Genomic DNA, 24,396 nt, shown 5'->3' with positions numbered 1-24,396 from the left:
CAAAGCTATTTTCCGTCTTGACCGCGGTTAAAGCGGGCGTTGGGCTCTGAAGCTAACATCTTGGAGAATACGTCAGTCAAACTCTCGCTTTGATCTTCAAATTTCTTGTTCAAGACCAGTTGACGGAAGTCTTCGACTGAAATATGTTCAACATCCTTGAATGGTAGCGGCGCATTGATATCACCAGTGTTCTGGTTTAACCCAGTCTTCAATGTGATAATCAAGCCTTCTTTGCTATCCAAAGTGACAACGTAGTACTCGTAATAGCTGGGAGTCTCATAGTTTCCGGTTAAATCTTTGTGGTCCTTGAAGTAATCGTAAATAAAATCGGCAAACGCCTCTTTGGACTGTAAAGCTTGTTTCCAATCTTCTGAATTAACAGACATTATTTATCCTTCTTTCATCAAACAGTGATTACTTAACCCGTTTAATCATGGCAATCGCAATTCCACCAATCAGTTCCATCCCAATGGCGAAGATAAAGATTGCGCCGTAACCAAAGGCTTCAACAATTGCTGAAGCAACCATGGCACCAAGCATTTGACCTAATGTGTTGGCCAAATTAATCAAACCTAAATCTTTTCCGGCAGTATCGGATGATGGCAAAACATCCATGTTCAAGGCACCATCAACAGAGTTGTACAACCCATTACCAAACGCAGCGATAACGGCGTAGGCAAACATTGCCCATGGTTCTTTGACAAACAGTGGGAATAATGCGGCAGCACCCAAGGCGAAGGTTGCAATCACAACTGGGGCTTTAACTCGACCAAGTTTATCGGCAAGTGGGCCACCAACCAAGGCAAAGAAGACACCGATGAAGAGCATGATCGAACTAAAGATTGAGATTGACGTTCCGGCTTGTCCAGTACTTTGACCAATGTAGTCGGTAAAGATGAACAGCAGGAAAGTTGTGACAATGGTTGAACCAACAACCATGAAGAACTTACCAAATAAGGCCAGATAGAAGTCGCGGGCATCATGGGTTGGGAAGAAGAAATATTTATTCAGGCTGTCCTTGTCAAACTTGACTTTAGGCTCGTCCAAATTACCCTTTTCTTGAATCAGCAGCTCGTGGATCAGGGCCAAAATAACGGTACATCCGGCCATGAAGTAAATACCAAATTTAACGTTGCCGAGGAACTGGGCCGCTAACAACGCAAACCCTTGCTGGGCGATGGTAAAGCCAACACCGTAGAAAGTAGAAACCGTCCCACGCCATTTTGGCGCAACCCGATCAGAAATCTGCGGGTAAATCGCCGCGGCAATCGCGTTTTCGGCCGCAGCCGCAACGATCCAAATGGCAATAATGGCAACAATTGATTTCATGTTGGCAATTAAGACCAACGAAATCGCGATGGCAATCGTTCCTAAGACAATGTATGGTTTCCGTTTACCAAATCGTGTCCGGGTAACATCTGACAAGGCACCAAACAGTAAGTTGGTAACCGCACCGGTAATTGAGGCAATCGTTGCCAAAATACCAACTGCCCAAACTTTATGTGCCGGATCCAATTGAGCAAACAATTGGGGGATTAACACGCTTCGAGTTGATCCAATTGGACCATACCAACAGAGCGGTGCTAAAAACATTGCGGATGAAATCATCCAAGGTAGCTTGGGTTGTTGTTCATCCTTAATTTTGGCGTTGGTAACAACTCCAACAGTTGTTTTGACAGCGTCTTTTTCTTCATCTTTCTTAGCCATGAATTTCACTCCCGATAAAATATTATTGTGGTACCAAAAGTTTTACGCAAACTTCAATCAATCACTTACTGGTCACGCCTCCTCAGTTCAATCATCCGATAAGCGATTAGTCGGTGGAACCGCATTAACCGCTTACATTTCACTTCAAATATAAAAGCATTCATTTCCCAAAGTTCACCCAGCAATTGATAATGATTGATAATAAATGGCTGTATGTCTGTGCCGGTGCGACATTCAACGATTTTGAACGTCCTGAGAAAATTTGAACACTTATATATCAGTGACTTCATAATAACGTTATAGGAAAGCGCTGTCAATATGTTTTTCCTAACTTTTACTAAAATATTTTTGGCAAAAGGTTTTAATTCCCTATACCATTAGTTCCTGCATTGGAACAACGTTGTATGCGCTTATATTATTTAGTGCGGACGATTTACATAGGTTTGCAAATTGATATGTCAGTTAGGATTTATTGTACTTCCTGAAAAGATCGGTTATTCTTTCATTATTTTTTAGTAAAGTAAAAGGCTATCGGACGATAACTGCCCAATAGCCTGATTCAACACCTATTCAATTGTTATGCCAAGTACATTTCTTGTAGTCGTGCCTGTTGTTCTTTGGTGATGTGCAACCCATTTGTGATGAAATCAGCAACCGAGCCATAATCACGTTTAACTTCATCGATCGCAGCTTTCAAGTAGGACAAATCAACGCCGCCATCGACTTTTGCAAACTTAATTTCTGAACGGGTGGCACCCTTTTCTTTGAGCCGAGCGATTCGGGCGTCAATCCGTGGCTTGAGAAAATCGTTGGAGGCCACGTAATCTTTAAAAATGGTCCTGGAATCAACCCCTAACACGTAGAGGATCAAAGCAGCAGCGACACCAGTGCGATCCTTCCCAGACGCACAGTGCCAGAGCAGTGATTTCCCCATGGGCTTCTCCAGTAAAGCCATAAATAGATTATGATAGACCTTTCTCGCATGTTCGGACGTGACATAAGTCCGATAGTGCTTGCGGTTGTTTTCAGCATTAATTTGATAATAGTAAGTCTCGCGAGTGTCAACGGAATCGTTAATGTATTTCACGCCCGGCAAGGAGCGGTCGGGCAACTCACTGACTTCTTCGGGGCGACGCAGATCAAAGTCGACGCCCAAATTATAAGTATTAATAAGTGTGTTGACGTCTGCGGAGGTTAAAGCATTCAACCTGGCGGATCGCAGGAGTAAGTGGCTCTTAACGACCAGACCGTCTTTGGTTGGATAGCCGCCCATATCGCGGACGTTGAAAGCCCCTTGCAAGTGGATTTCATGTTCTTTCACACTTTTCAGGGTTCGCAAAGCAGGCTGACTAACGGAAAAAGTGTTGGTGGCCTCCCCGGCAGCGGGGATTGCTCCTTCTGATAAGGCCGAAGCGACAAATGATTCATTTTGTTCTTTCATGTAAAACCCTCCCAACATTGTCAATCTCGCAACTTCCAATGTAACACTTTTAGTATAGAAGGGTAATGTTTTTGCTTGGTATTGATTGGGTAAAGAAATGGTAAAAATTAGAGCGCGACGAGACCCGGTTAGGACCCAGAACATAAGCGAAAACTTCCAATGATGAACGGTCTTTGTTCATCATTGGAAGTTTTTGTTTATGTGGCCGGGTCCTGGGTCGTCGGAGCGTATTTCAGAAGCCGAAGGGTGCTCAAAATAACATAACAAACGCGCCACAGCGCGACGAGCAATGGGTGGGGCGGTTTCTAAGGGGACTTTGATTGAAGGCCCTGGTCTTGGGGCTTTAATTAAAGTCCCCTTAGAAGTTAGCCCCAGTTGCGTCGGAGCGTATTTCAGAAGCCGAAGGGTGCTCAAAATAGCATAACTGCTCAACTATACACATTCCAAAAAAGTCCCCCACCCAGCAGCAAGTCACTCACCCATCACATCTTCCGCCAGACCTTCAGCATAATCAGCATCGCCACAATCAAGGCGACAGAAATCCCCAAAGTCAGCATCCAAGCATATTGCATCCCGGCTAACGGGAGTTTCACGTTCATCCCATAGAATCCGGTAATGATCGTTGGCACAGCCATGGTCAGTGACCAAATTGTCAAAAATTTCATTGTATCGTTCAGGTTGTTATTAGCAAGGCTGTTGAAGGTATGATCGATTCGGTCAACGACTTGGGTTTCAATCTCAAACATCCGTTGGACCTGTTCTCCTTCAATTTGCACGTCTTCGAATAAATCAATTTTATCTTGGTCAGCACCGACACCAAAATGGGTCTTTGGCAAACGATCGAGTTCACTGAGATTGGTTTGGACCGCGCTGGACAAAAAGGTCAACGTCTGTTGAAGATATGAAAGTGAGACCAAGTCACTGTTCTTCGTCTTCCGGTTCAACATTTTATCCAAATAGTTGCGTTTCTTGGTAATGCCGCGAGAAATTGGGATAAAGCTGTCAACAACTGCAAACAATGTTTCCAGAATAAATGCATCGACGCTCTTAACCTCGGGATTATCCAATGCCGAGTAAAGTGCCGTGTTGACTTCAGGAATGTGGCTTTGGTTAAACGTGAATAAAACGCCCTTGTGAAGCAGCATGCCAAATGGCTGGGTAATGTATCTCAGTGCATCTTTATCGAGTGCATACGGCGCCAGAAAGATGAATAATTGGTCGTCCTCATTGATATCATAAACATAATTAGTACTTTCATCTTTATCAGTGACGTACTCAATAATATCTTCATCAATGCCATACTGATCTTCGAGGGTTGCCCGTTCTTCGGCATTGATTTGAATCGTTTCAATCCATTTGGTTCCATTGATTGTCTTTTCGGGTTTGATCATTTAGTAATCCCCCTGTTAGTTATTAACCTCTATTTTAGACTAAAAGAAAAGCCTCGATTTAAAATTGAAGTGCAACACCTGCTCTACTAGACCAGTTCTTTATTCAGACTAGTCAAAAAGGCCATGAAGACCTATTCTTAATTCACCACAAACAAGAAAGAGGTATCTTCATGACCCGAATTAAGAATATCATATCTAATCAGTATCACCAACTCAATTTAGCTGAACGTGGTCGAATTGAATCCCTAAGGGACTTAGATTGGTCTATCCGCCGGATTGCCCAGGCCCTTCATCGTAATCCCAGCACGATTTCACGTGAATTAAAACGTGGGACAACGACACAGATTAACGCTAGTACTCATATCTTTGAACAGTCATATCTGGCAGAAACTGGTGAAGCAATTTATCGTAAGCACCGACTAAATAGCTGTTATCGTGGACTCTTTGATCATTGTCAAACCTTCTGTAATGCTTTGGTGACAGCTTTAAAAGCGCGTCCCAGGATGCATAGTGTGGATACTTTTGTCCACCAATTCAAGACTGATCACCCAAGGCTTGTCTGCCCCTCAACACCGACGGTGTACCGGTATATTGATGACCAGCGTTTAGTTATCCGCAATTCAGACCTACCAGCTAAACTACGTCGCCGGATTAAATGCCCCGGGGCAAAGCATCATCGAATCAATAAGAAAAATCTGGGCCATTCAATCGAAGAGCGTCCCGCCATGGTTCAAGCGCGTCAAGAGCTTGGACACTGGGAAGGTGACTTGGTCAAAGGCAAACGGGTTGAATCTGAGCCAGCATTAATGACTTTGACTGAACGTGTTAGTCGCTTAGAGATCATCGTTAAACTTCCCAATTATCATGCCGACACTTGCTTGAAAGCCCTCCAGAATACCTTATATGACTATGGAACCGAGCACTTTAAAACCATTACTTTTGATAATGGTGCTGAGTTCTCAAGCTTGAGTCAAGTCAAGGGAACTGACATCTACTTTGCCCATCCTTATTCACCATGGGAACGTGGAACCAATGAGAACACTAACGGCCTTTTGCGCGAGTTCTTCCCGAAGGGCAGATCCTTGGCTTCGGCCTCACTCATTGACATTCAGCTGGCTCAAGATACCTTAAACAACCGGCTACGGCGGTCATTGAACTATCGCTGCCCAGCCGATCTAATGCCTGAACTAGCTTAGCAACTAGACCACTTCTAAGAATAGATTCTTAGTGTTGCACTTGATTTGACAATTGAGGGACTAAAAGAAAAGAAGCCGCAGACAAATTTTTAAATTGTCAACGACTCCCAACTGCTAAACACTTTTATAAAGAATATAACGGAAACCTACTTATTTTTTATAAAGGTCTTTAAACGGTTATTTCAGCAAGCCAACCGTCTGGAGAATCAAGTAGATGTTCAAGGTTACCAGCACAATGGTGGCAAACCAAGCAGCGTACTTGACCCAGGTATGATTGGCGAACTCACCCATCAACTTCTTGTTACTGGTGAACATGACCAGTGGGATGATGGCAAACGGTAAAGCAATACTCAGGAACACTTGTGATGCCGTCAGTAATCCTTCAATCTTAGCCTCATTGCCGTGATAGTAAATGGCAAAGATCAAAACTGGTGTGACTGAAAGCAGACGAGTAATCAATCGTTGTGCCCAAAGTGGCATCTTTAGATGAATGAAACCTTCCATGATGATTTGTCCTGAAAGTGTCCCAGTAATCGTTGAACTTTGTCCGGATGACAGTAAGGCTACGGCGAACAGCATACTCAGAATTGGACTGGCAATGGCGCCAACAATGTGTGAATCCTGCAAAGCGTTGAATAAATCAACGAACCGACCAACTGAACTGTTCGTACCGAAGAACAAGGCAGCTCCCAATACCAGCAATAAGCTGTTAACGATAAATGCCAGTGACAACTGGATGTTGGAATCAATCGTTGAGAACTTGATTGCTTTGGCAACATCCTGGCGATTCTTCCGGTCAACCCGACGTGTCTGGGAAATTGATGATCCCAGGAACAAATCATGGGGCATAACCGTCGCACCAACAATCCCAAGTGCCAGGTAGAGCATTGACTTGTTCGTGACGATCGATGTTGAAGGAATATAGCCGGCGAACAGTTCAGGCATATTCGGTCCTGCCAAGAATACTTCGTATGAGAAGACCAGTAAAATCACTGCAACCAAGGTGGCCACAATGGCTTCAATCTTTCTGAAGCCTAATCTCATCAAGAGCAACAGGATCAACACATCGGCACTGGTAATCAAAATGCCAACTACTAATGGAATCTTGAACAGTAATTCCAACGCAATCCCTGAACCAATAATTTCAGCAACATCCGTTGCCATAATGGCTAATTCAGTGATGATCCAAAGGATAAATCCAACTCGCTTACTGGTACGTTCACGGGTCAACTGAGCTAAATCTTTTCCGGTCACGATTCCAAGTTTAGCTGCCATGGATTGTAACAACATCGCAATCAAACTTGAGATCAAGACCACTGATAACAGGCTGTACTTGAATTGAGCCCCACCAGCAATTGATGTGATCCAGTTACCGGGATCCATATACCCAACGGCAATCAGAATTCCAGGCCCGGTATAAGTTATCAACGTCCGCCAAAATCCTGCATCTTGCGGCACGATGATACTACCGTTAACCTCATCTAAGCTCTTGCTGTCGCCAGCATCTTCTGTACTACTGAAAAACTTCTTCTTAGGTTCTTTCATTTCCACACTCTCTCGCATGTATTAGCCCTCTTTCATTGGTTTGAATTCGGGCAATTGTTTGAGTAGTTACTCAGTCAATTACCAACACTTATTATACACACGGAGATATAAAGGTCAACCATTACTCTCAAAAGTTTTCAAGAAGCCGTTTTCATGGCATTTATCAAAAATTTACATGAAAATCAGCTAAGCGACTTTTAAAATACTAGATTGAGTGTATACTTAATCTGAAATTTAAATTCAATGCACAGTAAGGAGCCACAATGAATGCTGAATGGTACCGAATTAAAATTATTTGCTGATGCCAACGTGCTAAATGCAATGACCGACAAGCAGGTCAAAATCCTATTGGCAGCAATCGAAGTATTCGCAGAAAAAGGGTATGCCAACGCAAGCACCAAAGAAATTGCCACCAAGGCAGGCGTTTCCGAGGGAAATATTTTTAGTAAGTTCAAGAATAAACGCGGGTTACTGAATGCCATCATCGAACCGGTGATCAACTCGATTTTTCCCGCCGTCCTCACCGAATTTAAGACTGATCAGCTCCCCCTGCAATTTGTCACTTTACATGCCTTTGTTGATTCATTGGTCCGCGACAGAATTCAATTTCTCAAAGACAACGCAGCCGTCCTCAAAATTTTTGTCTCCGAGGTCTTATATAATGAGACTGTCAGAAAAGAACTGCTGACCAAATTTCCTCCTCTATATTGGCACAACATCAACAAAAATTTGAATCAACTCAAAGACAACCATTTAATCGTCAACTGGGACAACCTAGAAATTCTCAAAATCATTTGGTCGGTTGTCGGCGGCGTGATCATTGGTTACCTATTGTTTGATCAACCTCTGGAGCAGCGAGAAATCACCCACATCATCGACGCGTTGGTCAAGTCTCTTGCCAGATAACTCTTCACAATATTAAAAGCTGAAATTCAATGATGAATTTCAGCTTTTTTAATGTGGAAAATGATAATTTGCTCAATCATTATTTGATCGGATAACGGTTTCATCCCCACTATGACAATCATCATCTTGCGTGTTCAATTTAGGGGCTCCAAACACGAACATTAAAGTCAAAAAATTAATTTCGAATTATTGTTGATAATTACAAAGCTAGTGTTTATACTAAGCATTAACTAGCGATGCGAATTATTTATTTTTATTTCAAATTAATGTTCGTGTTTAGCCGAAATTTAACAAATTGAGGAGAATTCTTAATGAAACGCAATGATAACGGTTTGCTTTACGGTCCAGACGATAAGGTTTCATATTTCCAATCAGGATTACTGGGACTCCAGCATGTGTTGGCCATGGATGTTTACGTGCCACCGATCATCATTGCCGGGCTGCTGTCAATGAGTCTGGCACAGAAGACCGGCTTCTTGCAGGCGGCTTTCTTGGCCTGCGGGATTGGAACAATTCTTCAAACCCGGTACTTCATGAAGCTGCCCGTTTCGCAAGGCCCATCATTTGTGCCAATTGGTGCGGTTGCCGGGGTCTACTTGGCAAACGGTGCCGCTAACGGCGGGATGGCGACTGTCCTGGGATCTTTGATTGTCGGAGCATTGTTATTAATTCTGCTTGGCGTTTCAGGCGTCTACCAAAAGATTATCAACACATTGGTTCCAGCAATTGTCGGCGGCACCATCATCACCTGTGTTGGCCTGTCGTTATTACCGTCCGCTTTGAATGACAATATCTTCAAGGCAGCCGGCAACGTCAACCAAAACATTGAAATTGCTGCCATCACCGCTTTGGCAATGTTGGTCGCTATTACAATCGGCATCCGCATCCCCCAACTTCAACGATTGTTCAAAGTCAGTTCAATCATTATCGCTTTGATCGTCGGTACGGTCGTTGCTTCGATGATGGGCCGTTTCGATTGGTCAGTCGTGAACAACGCGGCTTGGATCAGTCTGCCCCACTTTACTTCATTACATTACGGGATTCATTTCTCACTGCCGGCAATTTTAACCTTCGTAGTGATTTATATGGTATTGACAACTGAAACCACCGGTACCTGGTTCGCAATGAGTGCCGTTGTCGGTGAAAAGATCACCAAGAAACAATGGAATCGCGGAATCATTGGTGAAGGACTCAGCTGTCTGTTTGCCGCCCTGCTCGGGACAACCCCAATGACCGGATACTCAACCAACGCCGGGGTGGTTTCGATCACCGGTGTTGCCAGCAAACGCGTCTTCGTCTCAGCTGGTATCTGGTTTGTCGTTCTTGGGTTCTTTGGTAAATTATCAGCGTTCCTGTCAGCTGTTCCTGCCGCTGTAATCGGCGGAATCTTCTCCATCATTTGTGTCATCATCATGTTGAATGGATTGAACGTTATCCGCAACCTGGCCACTGATGAAAGTTCCATTTATGTCTTAGGGATTCCAATCGTCTTGACAATGGCTGTGATTCTCCTGCCAGCCAAAGTGGTTAGTGAAACGCCACAAATGGTTCAGTACCTGCTCGGTTCACCCATCACGATTGCCGCTTTGAGTGCCATCATTATTAATCTGGTAATGGGTAATCGAAAAGTCTCTGAAGCCACGGAAGATTCAGAAGAAATTAAATCAACTGATGCGCCAAAAGAACAATTAGCAGAATCAAAATAATCATTAAATTTAAAAGGGGTCGGACATAGACATTGATTGCCTATAATCCGACCTCTTTTATGTTGACCCGTTCAATTAAACTTATTTGGTTAACTTACGATAAACCTCATCGGCAATCAAGTCGTTGGTCCACATCCAGACAACGTGGCCCAAAGCCTCTGACACATGTTCCTCAACCGGTTGATCTTTAGCAGACGGAACCGTGCCCATTGCCGGCATGATGCCCAAATGAAAGGCACCCCAGACACCGAGGCCAAACAATGTGCCGTCGCCCATTTTAATCACCGGAACATAATGGCCGGCCAGACTGTAAAACATTGCAAACGAAGTTGAAAAACCAAAGTGGATCATGTAGCTGACCCATGGTAATTGCTGATCGGAATAGGTGTAAGTTGCGTGAGTCACCTGTTCAGGAATTCCGGCCTGCTCAAGTAAACGCTGTGGCGGGTTGGTTTTATTCCGTTCAGGTGTCCGCGGCGGCAAAACATTTTCCCAGCCCAATTTGACGAGACCGGAAATAACGCCGGCAACACCCCCGGCAATTAAGGCGGCTTTCCAATTAACTGATTTGCTCATAAGACGATCCCCTTTCGACATTAACGTTAATTTCATTATAGCCCACTCAAGCCAAGTTCTCTGTAAAAAGAGTCGATGAGCGTTTATATTTGCAATTTCTACGATGACCTGTTAAAGTATAGATAATGTATTTAGCTTCGAAACAAGGTCCATCGTTCTAATAAGAATGACTCCTTACTTTTCAAGTTTCAAATGCAAAATTTATCGCGCTATGCGCAACGGAGGTTTCATTCTTATGGAACAAGGTACTGTTAAATGGTTTAATGGAGACAAAGGTTACGGTTTTATCACTTTAGAAGACGGCAAGGACGTTTTTGTTCACTTCTCAGCTATCAATGCTGACGGTTACAAGACCCTTGAAGAAGGTCAAAAAGTTACCCTTGACGTTGAAGACAGCGATCGTGGCCCACAAGCTGCTAACGTTACTGTTGTTGAATAATTAAATCAAAATAAATAAAGACCCCTGTGAGGGTCTTTTATTTTGCCCAAAATGTGTTGGAATTCAGGTTCCAGCGCATTTTTTTGTGGTCAAAAAACTGTCGTGATAACCGCACCAGAGACAATCAGCAATAAACCAAAGATTGTAAACGCCAGTTCACGAGGCGTCTTTGTTTCGTGCATCCAAATCATCCCCAGCAACGTCGAGATGACCACAGCCAACTGCGAAACCACAAAGGCTGAATTGACACCATTTGCCTGAACGGAACCAATGTAAGAAATTGCGCCCAGGGAGAAGACCAGTCCACCGGCGATATTCAACCAGCTGACCGGCTCTTTAATAATCCGCTGCTGACCAGTGACGAAAACATAGACCAGAACCGCCAGCAGGATACCAATTGCTTCTGGGAAAAAGATCGCCAGTCCCGAATGATTCAGTCCCCGAGGAATGGCCATATACACAACGTATCCCAAAGTCGTCGTTAAAAGCATCAGAATAGTTGGCAGCTTCTTTTGCGGTGTCCTTTGGGCAACCAGTGGCTTATCGGTGACCGATGTCAGCATAATGCCAACAATCAAAATCAGGATGCCCCCTGCACCCAGCAGTTTTTCCATTATCGTCGACCATTCACCAAAGATCACGACACCGACCAGTGAGGTGCCAATTAATTGGAATCCGGTGGAAGTTGGCATGGTGGTGGATACCCCAATATTTTTAAAACTAATGAACTGACCGACTTGACCAATGACCCAGAAACTGCCAGCTAGGACTGCTGCTAAAAATGTCGGCACTGAAAGGTGTGGATGATAAAAAGGCGTCATCACCGCTGCCACCAAGAGCGTGCCAACGGCAGTTCCAAAGATTTGATTTGCGGGCTTGCCACCGATGCGGGCAACAACTGGTCCCAAAAGCCCCCAGCCAACTGCCGGCAGCAGCATCAACAGTACATTCATCTAACCAACTCCTATTTCTAATTCGCAAGATTATCTGTCACGGCCGATCAAGCTGGTGCCTATCAAAGCCACCCAGAAAACTGGCATCAAAATCTCGGTGACTCTTAAGATACCGCTTGCCGAACTCGTCAATTAAGCCGTGGAATTCCTGAGCATCCTGATATGTAAATGATTCAGGCAGCCAAATTCGCTTTTGGAGTTTCGAATAATTGCTGAGATTGCGAAATCCCAGATCCGTAAAAAGCGTTCTGGCATATTTGTCGGCAATAAACGCCGGCTGATCAAATACATAGACCAACAGCGAATCAGCGGTTTCCTCCCCCACTCCTGGCAGCTTTAACATTGTCCGACGTAAGTTGGATCCATACTTATCTACCATTAAGGCAAAGTTGCAGTCGTCTTGGTCAAACCATTTGAGGACGGCTTGGAGGCTGCGGGTCTTGTTGACGTAAAAACCACTGGGGCGGATTAATGACTGCAGCGTTTCAGTTGGCAGGCCCAAAATCTGTTTCACGTTCAAATGCGTCTCATCTTTTAAATTTGTCAGAGCCATATCGACATTGTTCCAATTGGTGTTTTGCACAAGGATGGCACCGATCACAATTTCCATTTTCGAATCGGCCGGCCACCAGTGCTGTGGCCCCATCTGTTGGAACATCTCCTTGTAAAGTGGTACCGGATTAATCATGGAGACACCTCCTAAAATCAGCTACAATCAGTATAACAGTTTCGGTCGTGGTAGCGCTACCACAGTTAAGTACGCTATACTGAGGGTATCACACTAATTTGGAGGACACTATGACTGAACAAGAAAAAATGTTAGCCGGAAAAATATATGATCCCACCGATCCACTCTTAGCTGCTCAACAGCACCAAGCGCACCGACTTTCCAAACGATATAACGATACCTTTGACGAGGACACCGAAGAACGGGCCAAAATTGTGGCTGAGCTGCTTCCTAATGCCGATAAGGGTATTTATCTTCAAGGGCCAATTTTCTTCGATTACGGCATTTATACAACGATTGGCGCCCACTTCTATGGTAACGCCAACCTTACAATCCTTGACGACTGTCCGGTCACGATTGGCAACAACGTCATGTTTGGTCCAAACGTTACCTTGTCCACCCCGATGCATCCACTCCGCTATCAGGATCGCAACCTCAAACAGCGCTCAGACGGGTCCGAATACGATGATGAGTACGCCAAACCGATCACAATTGAAAGCAATTGTTGGCTTGCCAGCAACGTCGTTGTCATTGGTGGCGTCACAATTGGCGCTGGCAGTGTGATTGGTGCCGGTTCTGTTGTCACCAGAGACATCCCCGCTAATTCCCTAGCGGTCGGCAATCCGTGTCGGGTCATTCGAACAATTACCGCGGACGATGACATTCATCTCAAATCAAATTTATTTTAGACAACAAAGAGGTTGGGACGTTAATTGCTACGGTGGCTTTCATTGCAACTTTGATTACCACTTGTATATTGATAAAACGTGCAACGATCGGCTGATCCCGGCCATTTAAGCAAAAAAGCGAGCCATTCCAAAACAGGAATGGCCCACTTTTTTGCTTAAATTCTGGGATCAAAACGCCTCGCATCCCACTCTTTTTTTGAAAAATATTAATGTGCTTGTTTGCGAAGCTTGTGTGATTGATAAGTCAAGAATGCCCAAGCGACCAGACCGAAGAAGATTGGTCCGATGATCGTCCAGAAGGCGTTGACGTAATCGTGTTCCAAAATTGGGTAAATTGCCGTGAACCCAATCCCACCGATCAAGACAATCAAAACGATGATTGAGATGGTATCGGTCATCCACCGTTTGGTATAAATCTCAAACGGTCGTTCCAGGTTCTGCTTGCGTTTGAAGAATGGGAAGGCAGCCACCAGGAAGATATACGGGAATGAAGTGGAAATGTTTCCCATATTCGTCAAAATCACATAGAACTGCTTAGCACTTGAACCACCAAAGGTCACGAAGAAGATCAGGACGGCAACAATGACCGCTTGGGTCCACATTGCAAATCCAGGCATCCCCTTCTTATTCAGCTTAGTCATCTTAGCAGGCCAGAAGTTGGGATTTGAGCCCATGATGAATGACTTCAGTGGCGAGTAGACCAGCACGAAGAACGAGCCCATATAAGCCATGAACATACTCAACCCGGCAAAGCGGGCAAAAGTCGTCCCCAAGATGGTGCTGGCAGCTGCAGAAAGATGCAGACTCTGGCCCAGCACAACACCCAGGTTGGCCATCAAGACATAGGTAATGTTCCCCAGGTTAACGTGACCATTTCCAAGGACTGAATGCCAATTGGCAGTGATCCCCCAGAGGAAGATGGAAAGTGAATACATCACGGTGATTACCAAAGTGGAAATGATTAACCCGCGTGGAAATGTTTTTTCGGGTTCATGCATATTATCGGTCACACCACCAAGAGTTTCAGTTCCGGCATAGGCAAAGACGGCATAAACCATGAATGAAATCAAAGCGATTGGTGACTGAAAATCAGGGTTCGGCGATTGAATAAAGCTGTGCATCCCGGTAACCGGTTGGGCCAAATGACCGCCGTTTAAAATCAAAACGGTGACACTGGCAATTGCAAAAATCACCGTCAGCAGAGAAACAAAGATTCCGCCCACCGACGAAATTTTGGAAATCGAGTCCATTCCGCGAACGGCAAACCAGGTTACGGTGATAATCCAAAGAATGGCCAGCAGACCAATCGTCTTGGTGGAGCTCAAGCCAAAGAAGCTCCAGCTCTGAGTCGTATCGTGACCGAATAAGGTTGTCGCAAACGGAATCCAGACTTTAGAAGCGGTGGACATCATCCAGATAATCCAGGATGATAACCAAATGAAGGTGCCAATAAAGGCCCACTCTTCGCCAATTGACCCGGCTAACCAGGAATAAATCCCGCCATGGGCATCTTTGAAAGTTGACCCATACTCGGCGAACATCATAGCAGTTGGCAGCAGGAACAAGATTGCGGCCAATACGTACCAAATAATACTTGCATACCCCATTTGCTCATAAGCAACGGTGGTATTGGCAAAACCATAAATCGTGGTAAAAATCATTAAGATTAAACCAACTAACGTGATCTTTTTCTTCGACATAGCTAGATTCCCCAATTATAATATTTTGAAATATGTAATTCTGGTGATTGTTAAAAATCAAACTAAAGAATAGCATGCCATTATTAAAATTAACCAACAAGAGTCAGGAACAAGGTTAAATCTCCATTAAAATTGAAACCGGTTCATCCGTTGATAAGCGTTAGTTTCCCCATTTACCATTAGAGTTGGGTGAATCTTAAGCAACAAAAAAGCACTATTATCAGGATTACCCAACAACAGTGCTTCAAATATTATCTAGTTAGTCCAACTTAGTCTTGCTGACAACGTTTAATTTGTCATCAAAGTCATAAACCACTGGCTCACCAGTAGCCATTTCAAGGTTCATGATGTCTTCGTCAGAAATGTTTTCGATGTACTTTGAAAGTGCTCGTAATGAGTTACCATGAGCAGCAATAATCACGTTCTTGCCGTCAAGTAATTTAGGAGCGATTTCATCTTCCCAGAATGGCATAACCCGTTCGAGGGTAACCTTCAAGTTTTCACCACCAGGGATAATGTGTGGATCAAGGTTGGCGTAACGACGGTCATGAACAGCTGAACCTTCGTCGTCGGCCTTCAGAAGTGGAGGCAATACATCGTATGAACGACGCCAGATATGAACCTGTTCGTCACCATACTTTTCAGCAGCCTTCTTCTTGTTGTGGCCTTGCAAAGCGCCGTAATGACGTTCGTTCAAACGCCATGATTTAACTTCCGGAATCCAAAGTTGGTCTGAGTATTCCAAAGCATAATGTAAAGTCTTGATTGCTCGAGTCAATACGGAAGTAAACGCAAAGTCAAACTGGATGCCGGCTTTTTTGATTAATTTACCAGCATTGATGGCTTGCTTAACCCCTTCTTCACTCAAATCAACATCAACCCAACCAGTAAACTGGTTAGATAAGTTCCATTCACTTTGACCATGACGAATTAACACAAGTTTTGCCAATATAATTACCTCTTTCTTTATCTCTATCAGATTGATTTTACACCAAATGGAAAATTTTTTCAGCTTAATTGTGAAACTTTTATAAAGTGAATCCGGTTTCTATGGTTCCCCCGGCTTGGTTGGGACTTTGTCGAGTTTGCCTTCATGCTTCTTGACTCCCAAAATATCGAGGAAGAAGGTGAAAATAGGCACCCCACAAATTAATCCCCAAATGCCAAAGAAGTGCTCGCCGATCAATAAGACGACAAAAGTATAGAAAATTGGTAAGTTGGTCTTGGAGGCCATAAAATTGGGGTTCAAAATGTAAGCTTCAAACGCGTGCACGACAATGATCGTGATCAACAGGTAAAAGACATCATTCCACCCGCCGACTGAATACCCCACCAATGACAACGGCACAAAGGAAATAATCACGCCGGCCACTGGAATCAGGCTCAAGATGAAGACCATCAATGCCAAGGCTGCCAGTTGCGGCAGATGCATGAAAGCCATCACGATGGTGGTAAGAACTGTGTTGCAGATGGCGATGAAGAATTGCACTTCAATCACAACACCGAACGTTGCGACAAATTTCTTGCCAAAGAAGTACAAGTCTTGGAAGAACCAACCAAAATCACTTTCAAGAAACAGTTTGGAAAATCTGGTCATGGTTCGCTGCTCAATGGCAAAAAAGAAGCTCAAGATCATCGACAAGAACAGCGTTATTCCCATGGTCCCAACGCCGGTCACATATTTTCAAACCAGCGACACGCCATTTTTCATCTGAGCCATGATATTACTTTGCTTAATCAGTTCATTCAACCAGCTCATCGTAGTATCATCCGGTAGATTCTTGGGGTCGGTGTAAAAGAGGATAATGTCCTGTGTCGTTCGAATGGTTTGATCAGCAATCTTTGGAATATACTTGGTCACCGTAAAGTACAACCCCAAAATTACCAACAAGTAAACGACCGTGACGATAATGCCTGCCGGAATTTTGATGTGCCTGCGGATTGCATTGGTTAATTTAACCACCAACAAACAGAAGATAAAGGTTAACAGCACTGTGCTGATCATGCTCCGGGTTACATAAAGCACAAAAATGACCAGCATCAACACGGTAAATCTTCTCAGTGGTACGTTGTTGACGAACCTTGCCCAAATTGACAAATACCCAACCCCCTCGTGATTTCTAATTAAAATTAATTTTACTCTTAGAAAACGGTTTCTCACAAGTATTATTACTTAGAAAGGGAGTGTGCCAAAAGGCGGTCTTGCTTCCGTTGCATAACCTAGAATGACTTTTTGAGCTAAAAGCTCGGAAAGTTATTCTAGGTTATGCCTAGGAAGCGGCCTTTTGGCACACGTTCCAGCTATATAAAATGAAACAAGCAAAGGGGCTGTTGTCAAAACGTTAGTTTTGTCACAACCCCTTTACCGAATCTTAATATCGGGCTTTCACGTACTGGCCGATTGTTTCGCCATTCTTATGAGCACCCTTGATGACGTTTCTGACATCCTGGTCGCTCATTGCGTTGGAATCGACACCAGCAGCACTGATTTGCTTTCTGGCACTGGTGATCTGAGCAGCCGTAATCGGTTTGCCGTCAAGATCGCGGTCGCCCTTGGTCACGGTGTATTCATTTGAGCCCTTGTAGGCAGCGGCAGCTTTCTTCTCAGACGACGTCAAACTAGCACCCTTAGCGCCGGAAACGTTGGGATTATTGCTGGTGTTACTGTCTGATGTGCTGGAGTCAAAACTGTTGGAACTAGCGGAAGCATTGCCGCTGATGGCATCATTGTTCTTATCCCGCAATGTTTCGGCCTTCTTCAGAATATCGGCATAGTACTTTTGATGAATTGATTTATCAGAGAAAATCTTATCCAGCGTACTGTTGGACTCGGTGTACTGCCCATTACCGGCCTGATCCAAGGCTTGATTATAAATCTTGTTGTAGTTTTGACGGTTCTTTTGGATGCCTTTAATCTTGGTAATTTGTGCTTTGGCACGATCAGACAGTAGTTCATTACCCTTCTTGGTGTCGACGACTGACTGATACTCACTCTTTGCCTGACCGAATTTAAGGTCGTCAAATAAATCGTTGGCGGAAATAAACGATTGCGTTTGGTTCAGTATCTTATCCGCTTTATCATCATTCGGTTTGCGTTTTAAGGCATTGGTAAACGATGTTTCAGCAGCGGTGTATTTTTCATTCGAAATTTGAAGGCGGCCTCGCTGCATAGCTTCAGCGTAAATTTTTTCGTTTTGGCTATGACGGGCATATGCGTAACCACCAACTGATGCACCGATAACGATGGCGATTACAATCCAGATCCATTTTTTCAAATTGAAGCCCTCCTAATAAAATTTGTTCAAATTTATTATAACATTTTTCCCTAATTGGCATTTTCACTGGCATGCCATGATTCACGATATTTGGAAAAACAATCATTAGAGACTATTATAACAAATGACAGATCGAGACTTTGATCAAAATATTTGTTATATTAATTTTAAAGATTTGAAAGGAGCATGCAAATGGCTGACAGTTCAGAAGAATATATTAAGCAGCACATGTTTGGCAATCCTCAGATCAAGCCGGATGAGAAACGGGCATTTCTTGGCAACTTCAGAGAACGAGTCGCCTTAGCGCTGACGATCGGCCAGCTCCAGCAAGCCGGCACGGCGGAAATGGTCACTAAGATCTTAAAAAACTATCCGGAATACCGCCTCTACATCAACGGCCGGATGGACCAGGACTTGATCGACCCATTCATGGACATTGCGATTAAAGAAAATTACAAGTACACCATTCTCGTGCAAAACGGGATGCGGGTCGACCAACGCTTGAGTCCCGACGACTTTGGCCTGGTGGTGGCCAATCCGACTGAGAAAATTAAAAGAAGAATTTTACTGTAAGAATTTAATCCAAATAGATTCCCACACAAGTCCAACTAGATTAATGACCAGAAATAAAAAGGTCGAGAGATAGGTAAAATCACCTTTCCCTCGACCTTTTTGTATGTAACTTGTCGCTCATCAAACTACCATTGCCAAGAGGAAAACAGCAACCAGCCCCAAAACAACCGAAATTGCCATGGAACGAGTCCAATAAGCAATCCCAATCACAATGACGGCCGCAATCATCTCAGGTGCCCGGTTGACGATGGTAACGGTATATTCAGGTGAAATGAAAATGTCCTTGACAACCAACGCCGTGAAGAGCGAGATTGGGACATATCTCATCCATTCGTTAAACCAATCTGGAATTTTTCGGGTACGGAAAAACATCAGGGGAATCAGTCGCGGCGCAAAAGCCACACAAAAACACCCCAAGATTAACCATACATGCTGTGTTGTGTTCCATTCCATAAAGATAGCTCCTAGTCATCAGCGTCTTCGTCGGCGTCTTCAGGCGATCCGGCAGGGTTTTTCATCGGCCGCAGCCAACCACTCTTGGGTTTGTACTTTCTGATCGTCGCTTCGACCAAAAAACCAATGAAGGATGCTGTCAAAGTGGATAAGACCAGCCCCAACGTGGATTTGGTAAGGACCATAAAGAAAGCCGCCAAGAATCCTGATAAAATACAAATTACAATAATCAACCCATTCTTCAGCTGAACCACAATCATATACAGGAAAAGCGCGGTCAGTGCAAAATGGACAATTGTTAAATCAATGTTAATGGCCGACCCGATTAGACTGCCGATAATGTTACTAATTGTCCAAAAGATCAGCGTCATGTGTTCAACATGTAGTGCTTCATGAGGGGTAAACTTCTTATCCGTCGAAAATTTTAAATAGTTCAACGCGTAGTTTTCATCGTTCATTGATGCCGCAAACAATGCAGTAAACCCCAAGGATTCTCCATGCAGATACTTGGAAAGACTGGACCCCAGCAATGCGTACCGCAGTTCAAGAAAGAACATCATTAAAATGACCGAAAGCATCGGCGCATTAGTGGCCAGAAGAGACGCAATCAAGAATTGAGCCCCACCGGAAAAGACCATGATTGAAACCATTAAAGTGGTCCAAACGTTAAAGCCGGAAGCGTTCAATAAAATACCGCATGCCAGCCCAATTGGAATATAACTCAAATCTACAGGCAAAGAAGCGTCAAGAATTCTTCGCCAATATGGCAGCTTCTCCCTAGATTTTGCGACAGCTTTTCCCAAAAGGATTCCTCCATCTAAACCCATCTCACACATTCGTGACATGTGTGTAAAAATAATGTAAACACAATCCAAATACAATTATATGGGATATGACTCAATTAATAAACACCTTTTGTGTAATTGAATTTTAAAACAGCCGTAATATCGCGCGCCATAGGCGAACAAAGAAATTGGCTTTTTTCACAGATTGATTGGTCACCATCACCAGCTTGCCAGCCGAGTGGCCAATGTATTGCAATCGTTTGCCGTCAATGCTCAGCCGAGCCTGGCCTACCTGAGTGCCCTTTTTAGTCGGCGATGTCAGTTTGGCAGGCTGATTAACGTATTGACCAGAAATCTGCTTGGCAGAAGTGCCTTTGTCGGCCCAAGCCCAGTGGGTCGCCTTGGTAACCGGCAAGATGGTCGTCTGTTTGCCATCGGGAATTTTAGCTTTATCGACCCCAGCGATCGTCGCTCCGGCTGCCAACTTAATCGGTTGATGAGTAGCATAAACCCATTTCATCAACTTGGCGGTTTGAATAAACCGTGCCGGATCGTTGGCGGACTTGTTTCTGGCACCTAACACCACTGTGATAATCCGATGCTTTCCATTTGTCGTGGCCGAGCCAACAAAACACGCCCCTGCCTTGTCGGAGGTTCCAGTCTTCAACCCATCAACGCGAACACCCTGACCCAAATTGTGATCATCAATCAATTGATTATGTCCCGTCATGGTGGTCCCATAAAATGTTGACGTCGTCTGCTCGGTAATATTGGTCACCTTGGGGAACTTTTGCAGCAGCTTTTGAGCCAGCAAAGCAACATCTTTTGCCGACAACAAGTTTTCAGCATTGGCACTGACATGTGATAAAGCCAATTTACCGGTTAACTTGTTGGTCAAACCGGAAGCATTGTAGAAGTGGCCATCGGAAATGCCTATCTTCCGGGCGGTTTTGTTCATCAACGCGGCAAATTTAGTTGCAGTCCCAGCCACTTTCTGGCCAAGTGCCAAGGCGGCTGCATTGGCGGATTCGACCAAAGTCGCATTGACTAATTGGCGGACGGAGTAGGCTTTGCCGGCGGTCAGCGGTACGTTGGTGAGACCGGATGCCGTACTTAATTTGGCAAGTTCCGATGAAATTTTAACTTTGTCATCCCAGGCCAGTTTATTGGCCCTGATTTGCTGATGAACGATATAGACGGTCATTAACTTGGAAATCGACGCAATTGCCCGCGGCTGATTGGCGTTCTTCTGGTATAAAATTTGGCCGCTGTCGGCGTCGACAGCAATCGCTGATTTGGCATAAATAGCTGGTTCCGGGGTAACTGTCGACTTGGCATCAACCGTCATCGATAGTGTTAAAACGCAAAAAAAGCCCATTAAGGCCGTTAAAATTTTGATTCGATGCTTCATAAAGTTCTCCTTTTATTCAGCAATTTTTTGGCGGGGCTTTTTGCTTAATTTATCACCATGTTGAACCGGTAAATGAATCGCAAAGGTCGTCAACTTTTCATCGGAGCTGACATTAATGTAGCCACCATGCAAATCGATGATACTCTGGGCAATTGCCAGTCCCAGACCTGAGCCGCCGGTATCCTTATTGCGAGAGCTTTCCACCCGATAGAACCGTTCAAAAATTTGATCAAGTGATTTTTGCGGAATCTCCGGCCCATCATTGGCAACGTGAATGACAACTTCGCCAGGTTGGCCGACTGCGGCACTCAAATAAATGTGGTGGCCGCCCTTGCCATATTTGATGGCGTTGGAAATCAAGTTATTGAAAACCCGGCCCAGCTTTTCGGCGTCGGCCTCAATGTATAAGGGCTTATCCGTTTCTTTAGCAGCAATTGCCAGCCCGCTTTTATCAGCTTCCAGCTCAAAACTGGCCACGAGCTGTTCCATCATTTGATTGAGGTCAATCTTACTGATGGAAAGTGGCGTTCCGGTCTGTTTGACCTTGGTATATTCAAATAAATTATCAACCAGGGACTTCATTTGTTTGGCCTTCAAATAAGCAATCTCGGTATATTTCAGCAAATCTTCCTGACTGTGATATTGCTTATCCCGAATCAAGCCCAGGTAGCCCAAAATAGAGGTTAACGGCGTCCGCAAGTCATGGCTGACATTGGTAATCAGTTCGTCCTTGGAACTTTCAATTGCCCGTTCCTCGTCCATTGACTTGATGACACTGTCAACCAAGGCGTTGATGCTTTCAACCACCGATTGAGTATTACCACTCAGTTTAAAGGGAATTCGGTGATTCAAATGACCATTGGCAATGTAATGCAGCTCACTGATGATGTGACGCAACTGCATTTGGTGGTAACGTCTGATCAGCCGCCAATAAACCACCGCACCATCAAACAGCAGCAGGAGGACAATAAAAATATTCTCCCAGCTCCAGAGATGCATGTGGTCGGGGCCAATTAAAATCGATCGTTTGATAATGAAAATTCCGTCCCGCAGCCCTGGGTTGGTGGAGATTGATTGGTTAATTAAAATGATCACTGAAAGGTTGAGCAGCAAAAGCAAAATGACTGTTACGACACCTTCCAAAAACAGCTCGGTTTTCTCACGACCTGTCAGTTTCATGCGGCATCCCCCATTTCAAAATTGATTTGGCCTAATGGGACTCGATCTTATAGCCGACACCCCAAACAGTTTGAATGACTTTCTCACCGTTAGTGGCTTCTTCAATTTTGTCACGCAGATGGCTGACATGGACCATGACGGTTTTGGCCGAGACAATGCTCTCCTGTCGCCAAACCCGCTCAAAAATTTCGTCAGCTGAAAAGACCCGGTTGGGATGGCTGGCAAGGAGGTATAAAATACCGAACTCCAAGGCAGTCAGCTGAATCGGCGTGCCGGTGATCGTTTTGACTTCGTGAGAATCTTTATTGATGGTTAAGGGGCCAATGTCCAAAACATCGGGCGTATCGTTAGTGACGTGCTCTTCAGTCCGCCGCAGCAACGACTTAACCCGTGCCATGACTTCCAGAGGATTGAACGGCTTGGTAACATAATCGTCGGCACCGCTGATCAGGCCCTGAATTTTGTCCATGTCTTCGGTCTTGGCCGACAAGATGATGATGGGAATCTGAGAATCCTTACGCACTTCTTTGACAACTTCAATCCCATTCATCCCAGGCATCATGATGTCTAAGATCATCAAACCAATGTCGGATTCAGTCCGTAAGCGGGTCAGGGCTTCCTGGCCACTGTAAGCGGAAACGGGCTCGTAGCCTTCATTTCGAATATAAATTTCCAGAAGCTGAGCAATTTCTTTATCGTCATCGACAACTAAAATTTTCATAGTGTAATCAACCTCATTATCGTCTGTATTTACTATTATTTTATCATTATTATGTGTCTGGCTTTATCAATTAGCATCCAGTTTTGATTTTACACTTTTTAATAAATTCAACAAGCATGTCTGAAATGTTACTGTAAGGCGTTTGCACAACGTTTACAAGGATAGCATCGGAAGCTTAAGGGGAACTTAAAAAAAGAGAGTGCGACGAGACCCGGGAGATGCGGTTTCTAAGAGTGCTTTGGTTAAAGCCCCAGGGCTTGGGGCTTTAACCAAAGCACTCTTAGAAGTTAGCATCTGGGTCTCGTCGCACGTTTCCGCTAGGAAACAAGGACAATAGCACAGTAAAATCATCCTCACACAAAAACCACCAAGTAATTCCAGGAAGTGGGCTAGAAACTTCTGAATGAGGAAGCTTTTGGCCCCCCAATTGTTGGCCTCCGGCTACTTGGTGGTTTTATTGAGTGGTTCTACTGTGTTAACGATTCTCTTTGGATGTGTCCTCTTACCTATCAGAAACGTGCTCAAAGCCCCAGGACTCTGCCACACAAACAATTAAAGCCAACGATGAACACAGACCGTTCATCATTGGCTTACTTGTATCTGGTGGTTTTACTTGGTGGTTCTACCATGTTGACGATTCTCTTTTAAGATCTTCTCTTACCTAGCAGAAATGCGCTCCACAAGCCAGCTTTCTCCGCTTAGTCCGATAACGGGCGTTAACGCAGGACCAGCGTTAACGCCCGTTATCACACTAATGCTCAAAAGCTAAACGGCTTGTTCCGCACTCTAAACTTCGTTCCTCAAACCTCCCCCATCAGTCCGCGTCTCGCGAACATAAGGTAGATCACCAATATCTTCAAAAGGTTGGTCGTGGAAGTGACCCGGACCCATATGCGGGCCATGGCCGTGATGATGCATATGGTGCATTTCATGTGCCCAATGATCCACGTGCATCCCCGTTGCCACGCCGACCGCAAACAATAAACCACCGCAAATGACTGATCTTGCTTTCATACCTGCCAT

At 44.5% G+C, this 24,396-nt stretch carries 23 protein-coding genes and 1 pseudogene; 6 read left to right on the top strand and 18 right to left on the bottom strand.

The window, feature by feature from the left end; genetic code table 11:
* Nucleotides 1–5: 5 nt before the first annotated feature.
* From KE627_RS08965 to KE627_RS08950, 4 genes are all read right to left on the bottom strand, one after another.
* Nucleotides 6–386 (bottom strand): hypothetical protein, encoded by a 381-nt coding sequence (locus KE627_RS08965; protein ID WP_013727443.1) that lies wholly within the window; start codon nucleotides 384–386, stop codon nucleotides 6–8.
* Between the two features lie 28 nt (nucleotides 387–414).
* Nucleotides 415–1,707, bottom strand: coding sequence for an MFS transporter (locus KE627_RS08960; RefSeq protein WP_056938984.1), 1,293 nt, complete (start codon nucleotides 1,705–1,707; stop codon nucleotides 415–417).
* 577 nt (nucleotides 1,708–2,284) lie between these two features.
* Nucleotides 2,285–3,148, bottom strand: a complete 864-nt coding sequence (locus KE627_RS08955) for a tyrosine-protein phosphatase (RefSeq protein WP_056938983.1) — start codon at nucleotides 3,146–3,148, stop codon at nucleotides 2,285–2,287.
* 482 nt (nucleotides 3,149–3,630) lie between these two features.
* Nucleotides 3,631–4,539, bottom strand: a complete 909-nt coding sequence (locus KE627_RS08950; RefSeq protein WP_056938982.1) for a magnesium transporter CorA family protein — start codon at nucleotides 4,537–4,539, stop codon at nucleotides 3,631–3,633.
* Between the two features lie 170 nt (nucleotides 4,540–4,709).
* On the opposite strand from KE627_RS08950, the gene KE627_RS08945 reads away from it, so the two are divergent.
* Complete coding sequence (locus KE627_RS08945; RefSeq protein WP_035181582.1) at nucleotides 4,710–5,735, top strand: IS30 family transposase; 1,026 nt, start codon at nucleotides 4,710–4,712, stop codon at nucleotides 5,733–5,735.
* 177 nt (nucleotides 5,736–5,912) lie between these two features.
* Here the strand turns inward: KE627_RS08945 and KE627_RS08940 are convergent, their stop codons facing one another.
* Nucleotides 5,913–7,298, bottom strand: coding sequence for an Nramp family divalent metal transporter (locus tag KE627_RS08940; RefSeq protein WP_056938828.1), 1,386 nt, complete (start codon nucleotides 7,296–7,298; stop codon nucleotides 5,913–5,915).
* A gap of 249 nt (nucleotides 7,299–7,547) precedes the next feature.
* Between KE627_RS08940 and KE627_RS08935 the strand changes: the two genes are divergently transcribed.
* Both KE627_RS08935 and KE627_RS08930 read left to right on the top strand, forming a co-directional pair.
* Nucleotides 7,548–8,186 (top strand): TetR/AcrR family transcriptional regulator, encoded by a 639-nt coding sequence (locus tag KE627_RS08935; RefSeq protein WP_056938827.1) that lies wholly within the window; start codon nucleotides 7,548–7,550, stop codon nucleotides 8,184–8,186.
* Nucleotides 8,187–8,497: 311 nt separating this feature from the next.
* Nucleotides 8,498–9,892, top strand: coding sequence for a uracil-xanthine permease family protein (locus tag KE627_RS08930; protein WP_056938826.1), 1,395 nt, complete (start codon nucleotides 8,498–8,500; stop codon nucleotides 9,890–9,892).
* An 81-nt stretch (nucleotides 9,893–9,973) separates the two neighbouring features.
* On the opposite strand, the gene KE627_RS08925 is transcribed toward KE627_RS08930, so the two are convergent.
* Nucleotides 9,974–10,468, bottom strand: coding sequence for a DUF1440 domain-containing protein (locus KE627_RS08925; protein WP_013727437.1), 495 nt, complete (start codon nucleotides 10,466–10,468; stop codon nucleotides 9,974–9,976).
* Nucleotides 10,469–10,703: 235 nt separating this feature from the next.
* Here KE627_RS08925 and KE627_RS08920 point away from each other — a divergent pair, with 235 nt between their 5' ends.
* Nucleotides 10,704–10,907: a cold-shock protein gene (locus KE627_RS08920; protein WP_013727436.1), complete on the top strand. Its 204-nt coding sequence runs from the start codon at nucleotides 10,704–10,706 to the stop codon at nucleotides 10,905–10,907.
* An 89-nt stretch (nucleotides 10,908–10,996) separates the two neighbouring features.
* Here KE627_RS08920 and KE627_RS08915 read toward each other — a convergent pair whose 3' ends face one another.
* Both KE627_RS08915 and KE627_RS08910 read right to left on the bottom strand, forming a co-directional pair.
* Complete coding sequence (locus tag KE627_RS08915; RefSeq protein WP_013727435.1) at nucleotides 10,997–11,860, bottom strand: GRP family sugar transporter; 864 nt, start codon at nucleotides 11,858–11,860, stop codon at nucleotides 10,997–10,999.
* Between the two features lie 37 nt (nucleotides 11,861–11,897).
* Complete coding sequence (locus KE627_RS08910; RefSeq protein ID WP_056938825.1) at nucleotides 11,898–12,548, bottom strand: endonuclease III domain-containing protein; 651 nt, start codon at nucleotides 12,546–12,548, stop codon at nucleotides 11,898–11,900.
* Between the two features lie 110 nt (nucleotides 12,549–12,658).
* Here KE627_RS08910 and KE627_RS08905 point away from each other — a divergent pair, with 110 nt between their 5' ends.
* On the top strand, nucleotides 12,659–13,276 hold the full coding sequence (locus KE627_RS08905) for a sugar O-acetyltransferase (protein WP_013727433.1): 618 nt from the start codon (nucleotides 12,659–12,661) through the stop codon (nucleotides 13,274–13,276).
* Nucleotides 13,277–13,482: 206 nt separating this feature from the next.
* Here KE627_RS08905 and yjeM read toward each other — a convergent pair whose 3' ends face one another.
* From yjeM to KE627_RS08885, 4 genes and pseudogenes are all read right to left on the bottom strand, one after another.
* Nucleotides 13,483–14,976 (bottom strand): glutamate/gamma-aminobutyrate family transporter YjeM, encoded by a 1,494-nt coding sequence (gene yjeM / locus KE627_RS08900; protein WP_056938823.1) that lies wholly within the window; start codon nucleotides 14,974–14,976, stop codon nucleotides 13,483–13,485.
* A 259-nt stretch (nucleotides 14,977–15,235) separates the two neighbouring features.
* Nucleotides 15,236–15,925: a 2,3-diphosphoglycerate-dependent phosphoglycerate mutase gene (locus tag KE627_RS08895; RefSeq protein WP_013727431.1), complete on the bottom strand. Its 690-nt coding sequence runs from the start codon at nucleotides 15,923–15,925 to the stop codon at nucleotides 15,236–15,238.
* 99 nt (nucleotides 15,926–16,024) lie between these two features.
* Nucleotides 16,025–16,981: pseudogene (locus KE627_RS08890) on the bottom strand (AI-2E family transporter).
* 367 nt (nucleotides 16,982–17,348) lie between these two features.
* Nucleotides 17,349–18,251, bottom strand: coding sequence for a hypothetical protein (locus KE627_RS08885; protein ID WP_013727429.1), 903 nt, complete (start codon nucleotides 18,249–18,251; stop codon nucleotides 17,349–17,351).
* Nucleotides 18,252–18,443: 192 nt separating this feature from the next.
* On the opposite strand from KE627_RS08885, the gene KE627_RS08880 reads away from it, so the two are divergent.
* Entirely contained in the window at nucleotides 18,444–18,824 is a 381-nt protein-coding gene (locus KE627_RS08880; protein ID WP_013727428.1) for a YueI family protein, read from the top strand.
* 120 nt (nucleotides 18,825–18,944) lie between these two features.
* Here KE627_RS08880 and KE627_RS08875 read toward each other — a convergent pair whose 3' ends face one another.
* The 6 genes from KE627_RS08875 to KE627_RS08850 form a co-directional block, all read right to left on the bottom strand.
* Nucleotides 18,945–19,277: an AzlD domain-containing protein gene (locus KE627_RS08875; RefSeq protein WP_013727427.1), complete on the bottom strand. Its 333-nt coding sequence runs from the start codon at nucleotides 19,275–19,277 to the stop codon at nucleotides 18,945–18,947.
* A gap of 11 nt (nucleotides 19,278–19,288) precedes the next feature.
* Nucleotides 19,289–20,080, bottom strand: coding sequence for an AzlC family ABC transporter permease (locus tag KE627_RS08870; protein WP_013727426.1), 792 nt, complete (start codon nucleotides 20,078–20,080; stop codon nucleotides 19,289–19,291).
* A 127-nt stretch (nucleotides 20,081–20,207) separates the two neighbouring features.
* Nucleotides 20,208–21,473, bottom strand: coding sequence for a D-alanyl-D-alanine carboxypeptidase family protein (locus KE627_RS08865; protein ID WP_013727425.1), 1,266 nt, complete (start codon nucleotides 21,471–21,473; stop codon nucleotides 20,208–20,210).
* Nucleotides 21,474–21,485: 12 nt separating this feature from the next.
* A complete protein-coding gene (locus tag KE627_RS08860; RefSeq protein WP_013727424.1) occupies nucleotides 21,486–22,652 on the bottom strand; it encodes a sensor histidine kinase in 1,167 nt (388 codons plus the stop codon).
* A gap of 31 nt (nucleotides 22,653–22,683) precedes the next feature.
* Nucleotides 22,684–23,373 carry a response regulator transcription factor CroR gene (croR, locus tag KE627_RS08855; protein ID WP_013727423.1) on the bottom strand — a complete coding sequence of 230 codons (690 nt, stop codon included), beginning with the start codon at nucleotides 23,371–23,373 and terminating at the stop codon, nucleotides 22,684–22,686.
* 786 nt (nucleotides 23,374–24,159) lie between these two features.
* Nucleotides 24,160–24,387: a hypothetical protein gene (locus KE627_RS08850; protein ID WP_013727422.1), complete on the bottom strand. Its 228-nt coding sequence runs from the start codon at nucleotides 24,385–24,387 to the stop codon at nucleotides 24,160–24,162.
* Between the last annotated feature and the right edge of the window lie 9 nt (nucleotides 24,388–24,396).

Origin of the sequence: Lentilactobacillus buchneri, assembly GCF_018314255.1 — a bacterium.
GTDB classification, from domain to species: domain Bacteria; phylum Bacillota; class Bacilli; order Lactobacillales; family Lactobacillaceae; genus Lentilactobacillus; species Lentilactobacillus buchneri.
The sequence above is the reverse complement of the archived record's forward strand: the minus strand, read 5'-3'. Positions and strand labels throughout refer to the sequence as shown.